Below are 14,652 nucleotides of genomic sequence, written 5' to 3'. Positions count from 1 at the left end.
GCCCACTGCGGCGACCCGACCGAGCGCTATTGCCAACTAAGCCTGCCGGGCCCTGCGTGTGCCCAACCAGTAGAACACCGCCGCCAGTAGCACCGACCCGATCAACAGATAGAACACCGTCACTGGCACCACATGCCCCAGCGCCAGGCCTACCAGGATCGGCCCGAGCCCAGCGCCCAGGTTGGAGAGGTTCTGCGCGCCATAATAAACCCCACGCAGATGCTCCGGCGCGATCAGGTCGATGAACATGAACTCGGCCGGAATCACGATGATCTCGCCCAGGGTGAACACCAGCATGGCCAGGCACCACGCCGGCGCCGAAGCCGCCACGGAGAACCCCAGCAACCCGGCAGCGAACATGGCCATGCCAGCCATCAGCCAGGGCATCAGATGCTGACGGGTGATGCGTCGGCCGATCAGGTATTGCAGGCCGATCACGGCCAGGGCATTGGTGGTTACCAGGTAGCCGGCCAGACGCGCCACCTCGGCGGGATCGTTCAGGGTCACCACCAGGTACTGCGACAGGTAGGCGGTGAACTGGCCGAACACCACGGCACTGAGCACGCCGCCCAGGGTGAAGCACACCAAACGCCGGTCGCGCAGCATGCCCAGGGCAACCTGGGCGAAGCCCGCTGCCGGCCTGTCCTCGCGCAGGCTCAGCAAGCTGCGTTCGCCAAGGCGGTAATAGACCAGGCTCAGGCCGAGGCCGATCAGGGCCGAAACCACGAACGGCAGGTGGTCGTCCGCCTCGATCAGCAGTACCCCAAGCATCGGCCCCGCGGCCCAGCCGATGTTGTTGAAGGTGTACTTGATGGCGAACACTTCGCCGCGTCGGTTCTCTGCCAGCAAGGCGCAGAACCCGGCCTTGGCGGCAATGTCGACCACGGTCTGGGCCAGGTAGGCCATCACCAGGAAGCAGAAGAACAGCGCAGCCGAAGTGCTGGCCACGATGCCGAGGAAGGCCAGGGCGAACACCAGGGTGCAGGTGACGATCAGCGTATGACTGCGCAGGGTGTCGACCAGGTGTCCGCCATAGAGGCTGAGCATGGATGCCAGGAGCATCGCACCGCCGACCAACAGGCCGGTCTGGCCGACCGACAGGCCCAGGTGCGTTGACAGGTACACCACCAGATAGGGCAGGGTGATCGCCCGGGCCATGGTCAAGGTGAAGGTGGTGAACAACAGCAGGCGAACCGCAGCGGGGTAGCCTTTCAGGGCGCGGAGCATCGACTGATCCTTGTCATTGTCAGCGCTCAAGCATATGCCAGGTGCCGGCCTGGCTGCTATATCTTTAAAATCGATAACAGATAGAGAAATTACCCGTTATATAGATATTCTTTGCAGGCATAAGATATCTCTACCTTACACAAGGGCAGGAGACACCTTATGCCATGCACCCAGACCCGCGCGCCTTCCTGGCGCCCGTTCAGCCAGTTGGCCCACCCCCGCGAAGTGATTCGCCAGTTCACCCCCAACTGGTTCGCCGCGACCATGGGTACCGGCGTGCTGGCCCTGGCCTTCCATCAGGTTCAGGTGCCGGGATTGAACAGCGTGGCCGAGGGCCTGTGGTGGCTGACCATCGGCCTGTTTACCCTGTTCTGCGTCCTGTACGGCGCCCGCTGGGTAATGTTCTTCGATGAGGCGCGGCGGATTTTCGCGCACTCCACCGTGTCGATGTTCTTCGGCACCATCCCCATGGGGCTGGCCACCATCCTCAACGGCGCCCTAGTGTTCGGCATGGCGCGCTGGGGCGAGGCGGTGGTGCCTTGGGTCGAGACTTTGTGGTGGCTGGATGTGGGCCTGGCGTTGTTGTGCGGCGTGGCCATTCCCTACCTGATGTTCACCCGCCAGGAGCACAGCATCGACCAGATGACCGCGGTGTGGCTGCTGCCGGTGGTGGCTGCGGAGGTCGCCGCGGCCAGTGGTGGCCTGCTGGCCCCGCACCTGGCCGACGCCCACCAGCAGTTCCTGGTGGTCATCACCAGCTATGTGATGTGGGCGGTGTCGCTGCCGGTGGCCTTCAGCATCCTCACCATCCTCATGTTGCGCATGGCCCTGCACAAGCTGCCGCCGGCGAACATGGCCGCCTCCAGCTGGCTGGCGCTGGGCCCGATTGGTACCGGCGCGCTGGGCATGCTGGTGCTCGGTGGCGATGCCCCCGCAGTGTTCGCCGCCAATGGCCTGGGCGGCCTCGGCGAAGTGGCCCGTGGCCTGGGTCTGGTGGCCGGCATCGTGCTGTGGGGCGCGGGCTTGTGGTGGCTGCTGACGGCGGTGCTGATCACTCTGCGCTACATGCGCCAGGGCATGCCGTTCAACCTGGGCTGGTGGGGGTTCACCTTCCCGCTGGGGGTCTACTGCCTGGCCACTTTGAAACTGGCGGCCTGGTTGGGGTTGGGCTTCTTCACGGTGTTCGGCCAGGTGCTGGTGGTGGCGCTGGCGCTGCTCTGGGCGGTGGTGGCCAGCCGCACGGTGCGGGGCGCCTGGCGGGGTGAGTTGTTCGTATCGCCGTGTATCGCCCAGCACTGAGTTTATTGTCCTTGTGTGGGCGCGGGCGCCCACAAGTTCCTTGTACCTTGGGGCATTCCCGTGCAGATTTGTGGCTTTGCGCGCGCTGCGCGCCTCCAATGACAAAGCCCAACCAGGTACAAGGACGATGAGTCACCCCTCGCAATTCACCCTGCTCGGCAAGCGGCGCTTCCTGCCGTTCTTCATCACCCAGTCACTGGGTGCCTTCAACGACAACCTGTTCAAGCAGTCGCTGATCCTGGCGATCCTCTACAAGCTGAGCCTGGAAGGCGACCGCTCGATCTGGGTCAACCTCTGCGCCCTGCTGTTCATCCTGCCGTTCTTCCTGTTCTCGGCGCTGGCCGGACAGTTCGGCGAGAAGTTCGCCAAGGACCGGTTGATCCGCGCGATCAAGCTGGCCGAGATCGTCATCATGGCCATCGGCGCTACCGGTTTCGTCACCCATCACCTGGAATTGATGCTGGTGGCGCTGTTCGCCATGGGCACCCACTCGGCGCTGTTCGGCCCGGTGAAGTACTCGATCCTGCCCCAGGCCCTGCGTGAGGAGGAACTGGTGGGCGGCAACGGCCTGGTGGAGATGGGCACCTTCCTGGCGATCCTGGCCGGCACCATCGGCGCCGGTATGCTGATGTCCTCCAGCCAGTACGCGGTACTGGCTGCCGTCGGGGTGGTGGGCACCGCGGTGCTGGGCTACCTGGCCAGCCGCTGGATCCCCCGCGCCGCCGCCGCCGCGCCACAGATGAAGCTGGACTGGAACATCTTCAAGCAGTCCTGGCTGACCCTGCGCCTGGGCCTGGGCCAGACCCCGGCGGTGTCGCGCTCGATCGTCGGCAACTCGTGGTTCTGGTTCGTCGGCGCGATCTACCTCACGCAGATCCCGGCCTACGCCAAGGACTGGCTGCACGGCGACGAAACCGTGGTCACCCTGGTGCTGACCCTGTTCTCGGTAGGCATCGCGGTCGGTTCGCTGCTGTGCGAGCGCCTGAGCGGGCGCAAGGTGGAGATCGGCCTGGTGCCGTTCGGCTCGTTCGGCCTGACCCTGTTCGGCCTGCTCTGGTGGTGGCATTCGGGCGATGTGCCGGCCGCTGCCGTGCCCCATGACTGGCTGGCGTTGCTGGGCATGAGCCAGGCCTGGTGGATCATGCTGTCGATCGTCGGCCTGGGCATTTTCGGCGGCTTCTACATCGTGCCGCTGTATGCGCTGATCCAGGCGCGCACCCCGGAAGGCGAGCGGGCCCGGGTGATCGCCGCCAACAACATCCTCAACGCGCTGTTCATGGTGGCGTCGGCGATCATCAGCATCGTCCTGCTGAGCCTGGCCAAGCTGAGCATCCCGCAGCTGTTCCTGGTGGTGTCGCTGCTCAATATCGCGGTTAACGCCTATATCTTCCGCATCGTGCCGGAATTCACCATGCGCTTCCTGATCTGGCTGCTCAGCCACTCGATGTACCGGGTCGAGCATCGCGAGCTGCAGCGCATTCCCGACGAAGGCGCGGCGCTACTGGTGTGCAACCATGTGTCGTTCGTCGATGCGCTACTGATCGGTGGGGCGATCCGCCGGCCGATCCGTTTCGTCATGTACTACAAGATCTACAACCTGCCGGTGCTCAATTTCGTGTTCCGCACCGCGGGCGCCATCCCCATCGCCGGGCGCGGCGAGGACGAGGCCACCTACGAGCGCGCCTTCGCCCGCATCGCCCGGTACCTGGCCGACGGCGAGCTGGTGTGCATCTTCCCTGAGGGCAAGCTGAGCGCGGATGGTGAGATCGATGTGTTCAAGGGCGGAGTCAACCGCATCCTGCAGGAGACGCCGGTGCCGGTGATCCCGTTGGCGTTGCAGGGGCTGTGGGGCAGCTTCTTCAGCCGCGACCCGAACAAAGGCTTCTTCAAGCGCCTGTGGTCGCGGGTGACCCTGGTGGCCGGCGCCGCCATCCCGGTGGAGGCGGCGCAGCCCGAAGCGCTGCGCGAGCAGGTGAGCCTGCTGCGCGGCGACGTTCGCTAGGGGTAACGGAGGAAGGTCAGCTAGCGCTGACCTTCAGGCCGACCAGGCCGGTGATGATCAGGGCGACACTGGCCAGGCGGATCAGCGCCATGGATTCGCCGAACAGGATGATCCCGGCGATGACCGTGCCGACCGCGCCGACGCCGGTCCAGATGGCATAGGCGGTGCCCAGCGGCAGCTCCTTCATGGCCAGGCCCAGCAGGCCGAGGCTGATGACCATCGCGCCGACCGTCAGGACGGTGGGCAGGGGGCGGGTGAAGCCGTCGGTGTACTTGAGGCCGACAGCCCAGCCGACTTCGAACAGGCCGGCGAAGAACAGGATGATCCAGGACATGGTGAGTCTCCATCGTTATCAAAGATGGGGCCGTCCCCGGTATGTTCACGCACAGCGTCGTGAGGCCGTCCTCACAGTGCGCACTATAGTGCCCATTTGCCGAGGTTGGGGCAAGTTTCAAGGATCAGTGGTTGCCTCATCGCTGGCAAGCCTGCTCCTGCAGGGTTAGCCCATGGCTGGCTTGATGCGGTCGGTGTGGGAGCCGGCTTGCCGGCGATGAGGCCGAAGCAGGCAACATCAATTTCTGGCAGATACGATGTTTTCTACCTCGGGCTCAGGCTCCTCCATTCGCCTGAACCACGTCGACAGCAAAGCCCCGGAGATGTTGTGCCATACACTGAACAGCGCACTGGGCACCGCCGCCAGGGGTGAGAAGTGCGCAGACGCCAAAGCCGCGCCCAACCCGGAATTCTGCATGCCCACCTCCAGCGCCAGCGCCTTGCGCTGGGCCAGCGGCAGCTTGCACAGCTTGCCGGTCAGGTAGCCCAGCAGGAAGCCGAAGCTGTTGTGCAGCACCACTACCGCCATGATCAGCAGCCCCGATTCGGCGATCTTCGCCTGGCTGACCGCCACCACCGCGCAGACGATCATCACGATGCTTACCACCGATACCAGCGGCAGCACCTGCACCGCCAGCTGCACCCGGGCACCGAGCATGCGCTGCGCGAGCACGCCGAGCACGATCGGCAGCATCACCAACTGCAGGATCGACCAGAACATGTCCATGAACGAGACCGGCAGCCACGCCGAGGCGAGGAACCAGATCAGCGCCGGAGTGAGCAGCGGGGCGAGCAGGGTGGTCACCGCGGCGATCGCCACTGCCAGTGCCAGATCGCCCCTGGACAGCCACACCATGACGTTCGACGCCGTGCCGCTCGGGCAGCAGCCGACCAGGATCACGCCCACGGCGATTTCCGGCGGCAGCTGGAACAGCTGGCACAGCAGCCAGGCCACCCCGGGCATGATCACGAAATGCGCCACGACCCCAAGCGCCACCCGCCATGGCTGGCGGGCGACGGCGGTGAAGTCGTCGAGCTTGAGGGTCAGGCCCATGCCGAACATCACCAAGCCCAGCAGCGGCACGATGGCGACCTTGAGAGCGATGAACCACTGCGGCTGAAGGAAGGCCAGGCAGGCGAACACCAGCACCCACAGGGCGAAGGTGTTGCCGACGAAGCGGCTGAGGGCGGCGAGGGCACGCATGGGGCAATCCTTGTTGTTCTGTTCAGGTGCCGCCGATCATACTCAAGACCAGCTCAGAATGGGCCAGCCATTGGTTTGCGCATGCTCGCGCAGCACCGGGTCCGGGTTCACTACGTGCGGGTGATCCACCTTCAGCAGCAGCGGCAGGTCGTTGCGCGAGTCGGAGTAGAAACTCGCGCCTTCGAGATTTTCCTGTTCCTGGTCGAGCCACTCCAGCAGGCGGGTGATCTTGCCCTCGCGGTAGGTAAGCACGCCGTGGGTCTTGCCGGTGAACACGCCGTTGACCGCCTCCAGTTCGATGGCGAGGTATTCGTCCACGCCCAGGCGCGCCGCGATTGGCCCGACCAGGTGAGCACCGCTGGCCGAGATGATCAGGATCCGGTCACCGGCCTTGCGGTGCTCGGCGATGCAGCGGCAGGCATCACTGTAGATGATCGGCTCGATCACGTCCTCCACCCAGGGCTCGACCAGGTGCTCCACCTCTTCCAGTGTGCGCCCGGCGATCGGCTCCAGGCTGAAGGCCATGTAGTCCTCCATCTGCAGGTGGCCTTTGCCGTAGGCTTCCATCAGTTCATGGTCGCGCTTGAGGAAACTCTTGCCATCGACCCAGCCCAGCCGGGCCATCTGCTCGCTCCACAACGACGCGCAGTCGCCGTGGATGAGGGTTTCGTCCAGATCGAAAATTGCCAGTGCCATGCGTTGAATCTCCTTAGGCCACTTCCCGTAGCGCCGTGGGGTCGATCGACAAGGATACCCGTTGTCCGTCCGTGTGCAGATCGCTGGCGCAACGGTTGAGCACGTCCACCACCAGTTCCACGCCGCGTACTTGGACGCGGTAGCGGATTACGTTGCCCAGCAGGCTGTGGCTGCGGATCTCGCCATCCAGCTCGCCGTTCAGGCTCAGGGTGATCGACTCTGGCCGGATCGCCAGGCGCGCGGCCACCGGACGTTGCAGCAGGCGGCTGGCGCTGTCGGCGTCGAGCAGGTTGTAGTTACCGATGAAGCCCGCAGCGAACAGGTCCACGGGCGCGGTGTAGAGGGTTTCGGCATCGCCGCTCTGGACGATGCGTCCTTGGTTCATCAGGACGATGCGGTCCGACATGGTCAGCGCTTCTTCCTGGTCATGGGTGACGAAGATGGTGGTCAGCCCCAGCTCGCGCTGGATGGCGCGGATCTGTTCGCGCAGGTGTTTGCGGATACGTGCATCCAGCGCCGATAGCGGCTCGTCGAGCAACAGCAGGCGCGGGCGGGTGACCAGCGAGCGGGCCAGGGCCACGCGCTGGCACTGGCCGCCGGACAGTTGGTGCGGGTAGCGCCCGGCGAAGCTGCCCAGCTCGACCAGGTCGAGTACCTCGCGCACCCGTGCCTGGCTTTCGTCGGCCTTGACCTTCTGCATGCGCAGGCCAAAGGCGACGTTCTGTTCCACGGTCATGTTGGGGAACAGCGCGTAGCTCTGGAACACCATGCCTATGCCGCGCTTCTGCGGGCTCAACGGCACGATGTCTTGCCCGTCGAGCAGGATCCGCCCGCTGTCCACCGGGGTCAGCCCGGCGATGCAGCGCAGCAGCGTGGACTTGCCGCAGCCGGAGGGGCCGAGCAGGGTGACGAACTCGCCGCGTTCGATCTGGCAGTCGATGTTTTCGAACACCGGGCTGCCGGCGTAGCTCTTTTGCAGTTTGTGTACGCTGACGAAGCTCATGTCAGGTCTTGTCCTTGTTCAGGCGGTTGGCGACCCAGGTCAGCACCAGTACGAAGGCGAAGTAGGAGATCACCAGCGCGCTGTTGAAGTGGCCGCTGCTGTTGCGCATGTTGTTCAGGTACACCTGCAGGGTCTCGTAGCGGGTGCCCACCAGCAGGTTGGCGAACACGAACTCGCCGAACAGGAACGAGAACGACAGCAGCAGCGCCACCATCAGGCCCTTGCGCAGGTTCGGCAGCACCACCAGGAACGCCGCCTGCCAGGTGCTGGCGCCGAGCAGTTGGGCGGCGTCCATCAGGTCGCGCAGGTTGATCGCCTGCAGGTTGTTGGTAATCGCCCGGTACATGAACGGCAGGGCGATGGTGAAGTAGCAGCCGATCAGGATCCACGGCGTGCCGACCATGGCCATCGGCCCGCTGCCATAGAGTTGCAGCAAGCCCACCGCGGACACCACCGGCGGCACCGCGAACGGCAGCAGGATCAGCACGTTCATCAAGGCGTCGAGCTTGGGGAAGTGGTAGTGCACCACGAACAACAGCGGCAGGATCAGCACCACCGACAGCACCAGCGCGCCGACGCACACCAGCAGCGACTGGCCGAAGGCGGCGAGAAAGCGCGGTTCGCTCCACAGCGCCACATACCACTTGAAGGTCAGCCCGCTGGGCAGCAGGGTCGCCGACCAGCTGGTGGCCAGCGAATAGAGCAGGGTGCCGGCCAGCGGCAGCAGCAGGATGAGGAACAGCAGGTAGACCACCGCGCGGTGGTAGAGCCCGCCGGCTTTGTTTTCAGCGCGCATGGTAGCTCCTCTTGAGCAGCCATTGATGGGCCACCGTGACCACGGTCATCAGGCCCACCAGCACCATCGCCAGGGCGCTGGCCAGGTTCGGGTCGAGGCTGATGTCGCCGGCCACCAGGCCCGCGATGCGAATCGGCAGCACGTTGAAGTTGCCGGTAGTCAGGGCGTAGACGGTGGCATAGGCGCCCAGGGCGTTGGCCAGCAGGATGACGAAGGTGCCGAGCAGGGCAGGGGTAAGCACGGGCAAACCGATGTGCCGCCAGAACTGCCAGTGGCTGGCGCCCAGCAGCGCGGCGGACTCACGCCAGTCTTCGCGCAGGGCGTCGAAGGCGGGGTAGAGCAGCAACACGCCAAGGGGGATCTGGAAGTAGGTGTAGACCAGGATCAGCCCGGTCTTGGAGTAGATGCTGAAGTCGCCGAGCAGGCCCATCTGCTTGAGCAGCAAGGTGAGCGCGCCATTGAAACCGAGCAGGATGATGAAGGCGAACGCCAGGGGCACGCCGGCGAAGTTGCTGGTCATGTTGGCGAAGGCGCTGACGAAGTCGCGCAGTTTCGAGTCGACCTGGCGCAGCGAATAGGCGCCCAACGTGGCGATGACGATGCCGAACAGGCTCGACCAGAAGCTGATCTCCAGGCTGCGTTGCAACGCCTGCAGGTAGAACTTCGAGGCGAAGATCTTGCTGAAGTTGGCCAGGCCCCAGCCACTTTCGCTTTGCAGGCTGTTGATAGCCACCCAGGCCAGCGGCGCGATCTGGAAAATGATGAAGAACACGGCGAACGGCAGCAGGCAGAGCAGGGCCAGGTAGCGGCCGCGATGGCTTGCATTCACTTGAGCAGCTCCCGGCAGACCGGTTTGTCGTGGGCGGCGCCGAGCAGTTCGCAGATCGTGCCGCACAGCTCGGTCTGCAGCGGCTTGGCCGCGGGGTCGAGGCTGAAGGCTTCACCGAACACGAACAGCGGCACTTCACGTTCCTCGGCGAGCAGGCCGTTGTGCGAGCGGTCGTTGTTCATGCCGTGGTCGGCGGTGACCAGCACCTGGTAGCCCTCCTCGAGCCAGCGCGGCAGGTAGTCGGCCAGCAGGATATCGGCGCTGCGCGCGGCGTTGCGGTACTGGCTGCTGTCCAGGCCATGGCGGTGGCCGGCATCGTCGATGTTCATCGGGTGCACCAGGAGGAAGTTCGGCGCATGGCGGCGGCGCAGGTATTCGGCGTCGGCCAGCAGGTGCGAATCGGGGTAGTGGTCGGCGTAGTAGAACAGGCCGTGCTGGATCGGCAGCTTCGGTGCATGGGTGTGGCGGTCACGCAGTGGGTCGAACGGCGAGCGGTTGTACAGTTCGCTCATCCAGTGATAGGCCGCGGCGGCCGTGCCCAGGCCGGCCTCGCGGGCGTAGTGGAACACGCTGCGCTGGTTGGACAGGCGGTTGATGTTGTTGTGCACGATGCCGCTGTCGATCGGCGGCACACCGGTGAGGATGCATTCGTACAGTGGTCGCGACAGCGATGGCAGCTCACATTCCACCCGATACAGTGCGGCGCGGTCGGCCTCGACGTAAGCGTGCAGGTGGCCCATGGCATGGTGCGCGACCTGGTGGTTGAGGCCGTCGAGCAGGACCAGGATGACGTTGTGTTGCATGTTGGCTCCAGGGAACGAGGCTTCGTGGGAGCGGGCTTGCCCCGCGATTGCAATCGGGGCAAGCCCGCTCCCACGAGGATGATGGCGCTTATTCCATCTCGATGATCACTTGCTCCTGCCACTTCTGCGGCAGGGCCTTGGAGGTCGCTTCCCAGGCTTCGGCGTTCTTGATCGGTTGGGCCGGCTTGTACTGCTCGTTGGGCAGCAGCTTGGCCTGCACATCCGCAGGCAGCTTCAGGTGCTCGGCGCGGATCGGCCGGGCGTGGCCGATGGCCAGGTTGGTCTGCCCGGCATCGCTGAAGATGTACTCGCGGGCCAGCTTGGCGGCGTTCGGGTGCTTGGCGTACTTATTGATGATGGTGGTGTAGCCGGAGGTGACCGAGCCATCCGACGGGATCAGCACTTCAAAGCGCTTCGGGTCGATCTGGTCACGGTAGCTCAGGCCGTTGAAGTCCCACACCACGCCCACTTCCACCTCGCCTTTCTCGAGGGTCTGGATGGTCGGGTTGGCCAGCGACAGACGCTTCTGCTGGGCCAGCTTGGTAAACAGCTGCAGGCCCGGCTCGATATTGCTCTCGTCACCCTTGTAGGCGATGGCTGCGGCGAGCACGCCGTTGGCGGCCTGGGCGGCGGTGCCGACGTCACCGATGGCGACCTTGTACTTGCCCTTCTCCAGGTCATGCCAGGTGCTCGGGCGTTCGCCTTCCTTGACCAGGTCCTTGTTGATGATGAAGGCGATGGTGCCGGTGTAGGCCAGCGCCCAGTGGCCGTCCTGGTCCTTGGCCCACGCCGGGACCTGGTCCCAGGTGCTTGGCTTGTAGGGCTGGGTCACACCCTTGGCGACCGCGATCGGGCCGAAGGCGGCGCCGACGTCGCCGATATCGGCGCTGGCATTGTCCTTCTCGGCGTCGAACTTGGCGACTTCCTGGGCCGAACTCATGTCGGTGTCGCTGTGCTTGAGGCCGTATTTTTTCGCCAGGTCCTCCCAGGTGCCTTTCCAGTTGGCCCAGGCATCGGGCATGCCCACGCTGTTGACCGTGCCTTCCTTGCGGGCGGCGTCTTCAAGGGCCTTGAGGTCCTGGGCCATGGCCGAGGTGCAAAAAGCGATGGCCGAACCGAGCAGTGACGCCATGAACAACTTTTTCATCCGAAGCTCCTTTGGTGGGTGCCTTGCATTCGTTGTTATGAACGGAAGCGGTGCTTGCGACCCCTTGGTCTAGGTCAGCAAACCTTGCGCCAAGGTAGGCCTGTTGCGTGACAGTTTGATGTAAGGGGCGGGGGCGGGTGGCAGGCCCAAGGCCCTGGAACTACAGCGTAGACCAGATCGAAAGCCTTGATTCGCGTGGGCTGGCGTGGATCTGGCAAGTGCCCTGCGGCGCCTGTGTCACAGGATGTTCATCAGCCGTGCCTAGGCTTGCACTACGCTCCAACTGCCCTGTTTCGGGGCTGGACTAGTCCAGATAGGTAACCTTTGATGCAAGCGACGCCACCGCGCGCGGTAACAGCCATCTGCCATGCGCTGCAGGAGCAGATCGAACACGGCCTGCTGGCGCCCGGCGGCAAGCTGCCGGCCGAGCGCAAGCTCAGCGAAGTGTTCGACACCACGCGTATTACGTTGCGCGAGGCCCTGGTGCAGCTCGAGGCCATGGGCCTGATCTACCGCGAAGAGCGGCGCGGCTGGTTCGTCGCGCCCGAGCGGTTGACGTATGACCTGATCGAGCGCAGCCACTTCCATGCGATGGTGCGCGACCAAGGGCGCGAGCCGCGTACGCAGCTGCTGTCGGCACGGCTGCAGCCGGCTTCGGCGGCGATCTGCGCGCGCCTGCGACTGCCCGCGCTGTCCAGTGTGGTGCGGATCTGCCGGTTGCGGCGTATCGACGGGCGGGCGGTGCTGTATGCCGAGCACTATCTCAACCCGCGCTATTTCCCCGGCATCCTCGAACTGGACCTGGCCCAGTCACTGACCGAGATCTATGCGCGGGAATACGCCATTCACTATGGGCAGGTATGCTTCGAGATCCTGCCGACGGCGTTGCCGGTCGAGGCGGCGGCTGCCTTGAAGGTGTCGGCTGGCAGCCCCGGGCTGCATATCACCCGGGTCAACAGCGACCAGCATGGGCATCTGATCGACTGCGACCTGGAATACTGGCGGCACGATGCGATCCGCATTCGCGCCGAGGCCGGTTAGGGTGAACATCGCGGGGCAAGTCGGGTCGCCGCATCGCCGCTCCCACGCAATGGTAGGCATGGCGTCGTGGGAGCGGGCTTGCCCCGCGATGCGATCTAGCTGGTAACGGTGCTCTCAGCCGTTGCCCCGCCACCAGCCGTCACCACCTGCACCGACAGCCGTGGCGTCGCCAGATCCAACCCCGCTTCATCGAGCTGGCGCTTCAACGCCAGGTTGAATGCCCGCGACACCTCCCACTGCTTGATCGGCGCGGTCTTGAACCGCGCCCGCAGGATGGCCGAGCCCGACTCGAAACTCTCCACCCCCTGCAACTCCAGCGGCGACCAGATATTGCGGCGCATCAGCGGGTCGTTGCGCAGTTTCTGCCCGACCTCGCGAATCAGGGTGATGGCCTGGTCGATGTTCATGCTGTGCGGGATGGCCACGCGGAAGATCGCGTAGCCGAACTCGCGCGAGTAGTTCTTGATGCTCTTGATCTCGCTGAACGGGATGGTGTGCACGATGCCGTCGATATCGCGCAGGCGCACGGTGCGGATGGTCAGGCCCTCCACCGTGCCCAGGTGGCCGCCGACATCCACGTAGTCGTCGATGGCCAGCGAGTCCTCGATGATGATGAACAGGCCGGTGATCAGGTCGGCCACCAGCGACTGGGCGCCGAAACCGATGGCCAGGCCGATGACACCGGCACCGGCCAGCAGCGGGGTGACGTTCATGCCCATGTTGGCCAGGGCGACGATCACCGCGATGATGACGATCACCACGAACATCACGTTGCGGATCAGCGGCATCATGGTCTGCGCGCGGGCGTTGGCCAGCCCGCGCCGCGAATGCACAAGGGCATGGTGCACGGCGGTGTCGGCCAGGATCCACACCAGCCAGGCGACGATCAGCGTGCCGGCCAGGCCCAGCAGGCGCAGGCTGACTTCATGGCCGTCACCCTCGGCGAAGCTGATCATCGAGTGGCCCCAGACGCGCAGGCCTAGTTCGATGAACAGCAGCCAGATGAACAGGTGCACCAGGACATAGCCGAAGTTGCGCAGGCGTTCGGTGTAGACCGCCTGGCGCTTGTTGGCGCGCCTGGGCTTGGCAGCGTGGCGGCGGACCAGGCCATTGAGGACCATGCACACCACCACCAGCACGGTGCACATCAGCGACTGGCGCAGGGCGGTACTGGTGTCGCCGGCGGAGACGAAGGTGGCGAACAGCGAGATCGCCACCAGGATCAGCGCCGGGATGTACCAGAAGCTGCCGAGCAGTTCGATGGTGTCGCTCAGGGTACGCCGGGTCAGGCGCCGGGACAGGGGCTGGTTGCGGATCAGGTGGGCGATCGGGCGGCGGAAGCGCAGGATGAACAGCCCGGTGCACAGCGCGGCGATCACATTGGCCAGGGTGGCCAGGGCGTGGGCCAGGTGGCTGCCCAGCGCGGTGGTCAGGCGTGGGTCGCTCATCGCCTCGCCGAACGCGGCGAAGCTGCCGATCAGCCACAGCGGGCGGAACGCCTGGTGCCGGAGGATATGCAGGGCGCGGTGGCGATGCGGGCCGTCGAGCAGCGAGAAGGCGATCACGCAGATCGCCGAGAACAGCGTGCCGACCACCAGCGCGTAGGCCAGCACCATGGCCATCGACTTGCCCAGCGAGGAGGGCAGGGCGAAGCTCAGGTACACGGTGAACACCAGCGCCACTAGCCAGGGCCCCAGCTTGCGCAGGGCAAAGCGCACCAGGTCCCAGGTCCGCGGGTGCTGCGGCAGGTCTTCGGTCAGGCCGAAACGCAGGCGCACACGATGGCCGATCCAGTTGAAGGCATAGGCCAGCAGGCCCCAGACCAGGATGACCCCGGCGAAGCCGAACAGGATCGCCGGCCATTGATGCACCGGCACCACCAGCGCGGCCAGCTCGCCCTGGGCCTGGTCGATCTCCTGCGACCAGCGGTTGAACGGGCTGGCATCGCCGCTGAACTGTTTCTCGAAGTCATGCAGGGCACCGCCAATCAGGCCGAGTACGCCCTGTTCGACGGTGGGTTGCGATTGCTTGGTGGCGTCGCGCAGCTTTTTCAGGTCGGCCAGCAGCTTGGCGCGTTGCTGGTCGTTTTCCAGGTTCTTGATCACCTCGTCCAGGGACTTGCCCAAGGGCTCGCTGGCCTCGGGCTGGGCGGGCGTGCTGGAGCCGAGCAGGCCGGGCAGGCCGGCGGCGTGCACCGGCGCGACGAACAACAGGAACAGCAGCGTGATGCAACGCAGGAGGGCTGGCACCGGGAAATCTACCTCAGGTCAAA

General features: G+C 65.0%; 13 protein-coding genes. 3 read left to right on the top strand and 10 right to left on the bottom strand.

Features of this window, described 5'->3' with window-relative positions; all coding sequences use genetic code 11:
* Positions 1-36 precede the first annotated feature (36 nt).
* Positions 37-1,227 carry an MFS transporter gene (locus tag ABZO33_RS15080; protein ID WP_414536681.1) on the bottom strand — a complete coding sequence of 397 codons (1,191 nt, stop codon included), beginning with the start codon at positions 1,225-1,227 and terminating at the stop codon, positions 37-39.
* 159 nt (positions 1,228-1,386) lie between these two features.
* Between ABZO33_RS15080 and ABZO33_RS15075 the strand changes: the two genes are divergently transcribed.
* Together ABZO33_RS15075 and ABZO33_RS15070 are read left to right on the top strand one after the other, a co-directional pair.
* A complete protein-coding gene (locus tag ABZO33_RS15075; RefSeq protein WP_414536680.1) occupies positions 1,387-2,526 on the top strand; it encodes a TDT family transporter in 1,140 nt (379 codons plus the stop codon).
* 127 nt (positions 2,527-2,653) lie between these two features.
* Complete coding sequence (locus ABZO33_RS15070) at positions 2,654-4,528, top strand: MFS transporter (protein ID WP_414536679.1); 1,875 nt, start codon at positions 2,654-2,656, stop codon at positions 4,526-4,528.
* A 16-nt stretch (positions 4,529-4,544) separates the two neighbouring features.
* On the opposite strand, the gene sugE is transcribed toward ABZO33_RS15070, so the two are convergent.
* From sugE to ABZO33_RS15030, 8 genes are all read right to left on the bottom strand, one after another.
* Positions 4,545-4,862, bottom strand: a complete 318-nt coding sequence (sugE, locus tag ABZO33_RS15065) for a quaternary ammonium compound efflux SMR transporter SugE (RefSeq protein WP_023631604.1) — start codon at positions 4,860-4,862, stop codon at positions 4,545-4,547.
* A 237-nt stretch (positions 4,863-5,099) separates the two neighbouring features.
* The gene (locus ABZO33_RS15060; RefSeq protein WP_414536678.1) at positions 5,100-6,065 is read right to left on the bottom strand and encodes a bile acid:sodium symporter family protein; all 966 of its coding nucleotides are present in this window, start codon (positions 6,063-6,065) and stop codon (positions 5,100-5,102) included.
* Between the two features lie 42 nt (positions 6,066-6,107).
* Positions 6,108-6,761 (bottom strand): HAD family hydrolase, encoded by a 654-nt coding sequence (locus ABZO33_RS15055; protein ID WP_414536677.1) that lies wholly within the window; start codon positions 6,759-6,761, stop codon positions 6,108-6,110.
* Between the two features lie 13 nt (positions 6,762-6,774).
* Positions 6,775-7,764 carry an ABC transporter ATP-binding protein gene (locus ABZO33_RS15050; protein WP_414536676.1) on the bottom strand — a complete coding sequence of 330 codons (990 nt, stop codon included), beginning with the start codon at positions 7,762-7,764 and terminating at the stop codon, positions 6,775-6,777.
* Position 7,765: 1 nt separating this feature from the next.
* The gene (locus ABZO33_RS15045) at positions 7,766-8,560 is read right to left on the bottom strand and encodes an ABC transporter permease (protein ID WP_217868776.1); all 795 of its coding nucleotides are present in this window, start codon (positions 8,558-8,560) and stop codon (positions 7,766-7,768) included.
* Positions 8,550-9,389, bottom strand: a complete 840-nt coding sequence (locus ABZO33_RS15040; protein WP_094011831.1) for an ABC transporter permease — start codon at positions 9,387-9,389, stop codon at positions 8,550-8,552. Before ABZO33_RS15040 ends, ABZO33_RS15045 begins: the two co-directional genes overlap by 11 nt.
* Positions 9,386-10,192: an alkaline phosphatase family protein gene (locus ABZO33_RS15035; protein WP_046854568.1), complete on the bottom strand. Its 807-nt coding sequence runs from the start codon at positions 10,190-10,192 to the stop codon at positions 9,386-9,388. Before ABZO33_RS15035 ends, ABZO33_RS15040 begins: the two co-directional genes overlap by 4 nt.
* Before the next feature lie 88 nt (positions 10,193-10,280).
* A complete protein-coding gene (locus ABZO33_RS15030) occupies positions 10,281-11,339 on the bottom strand; it encodes an ABC transporter substrate-binding protein (RefSeq protein WP_414536675.1) in 1,059 nt (352 codons plus the stop codon).
* 327 nt (positions 11,340-11,666) lie between these two features.
* Here ABZO33_RS15030 and phnR point away from each other — a divergent pair, with 327 nt between their 5' ends.
* Positions 11,667-12,380 (top strand): phosphonate utilization transcriptional regulator PhnR, encoded by a 714-nt coding sequence (phnR, locus tag ABZO33_RS15025; protein ID WP_414536674.1) that lies wholly within the window; start codon positions 11,667-11,669, stop codon positions 12,378-12,380.
* 95 nt (positions 12,381-12,475) lie between these two features.
* Here the strand turns inward: phnR and ABZO33_RS15020 are convergent, their stop codons facing one another.
* A complete protein-coding gene (locus ABZO33_RS15020) occupies positions 12,476-14,629 on the bottom strand; it encodes a mechanosensitive ion channel domain-containing protein (protein WP_414536673.1) in 2,154 nt (717 codons plus the stop codon).
* Between the last annotated feature and the right edge of the window lie 23 nt (positions 14,630-14,652).

The sequence above is a fragment of the Pseudomonas sp. CAM1A genome, from assembly GCF_047501685.1.
Classification (GTDB): Bacteria; Pseudomonadota; Gammaproteobacteria; order Pseudomonadales; family Pseudomonadaceae; genus Aquipseudomonas.
This window is presented reverse-complemented; position numbering and strand designations above follow the sequence as displayed.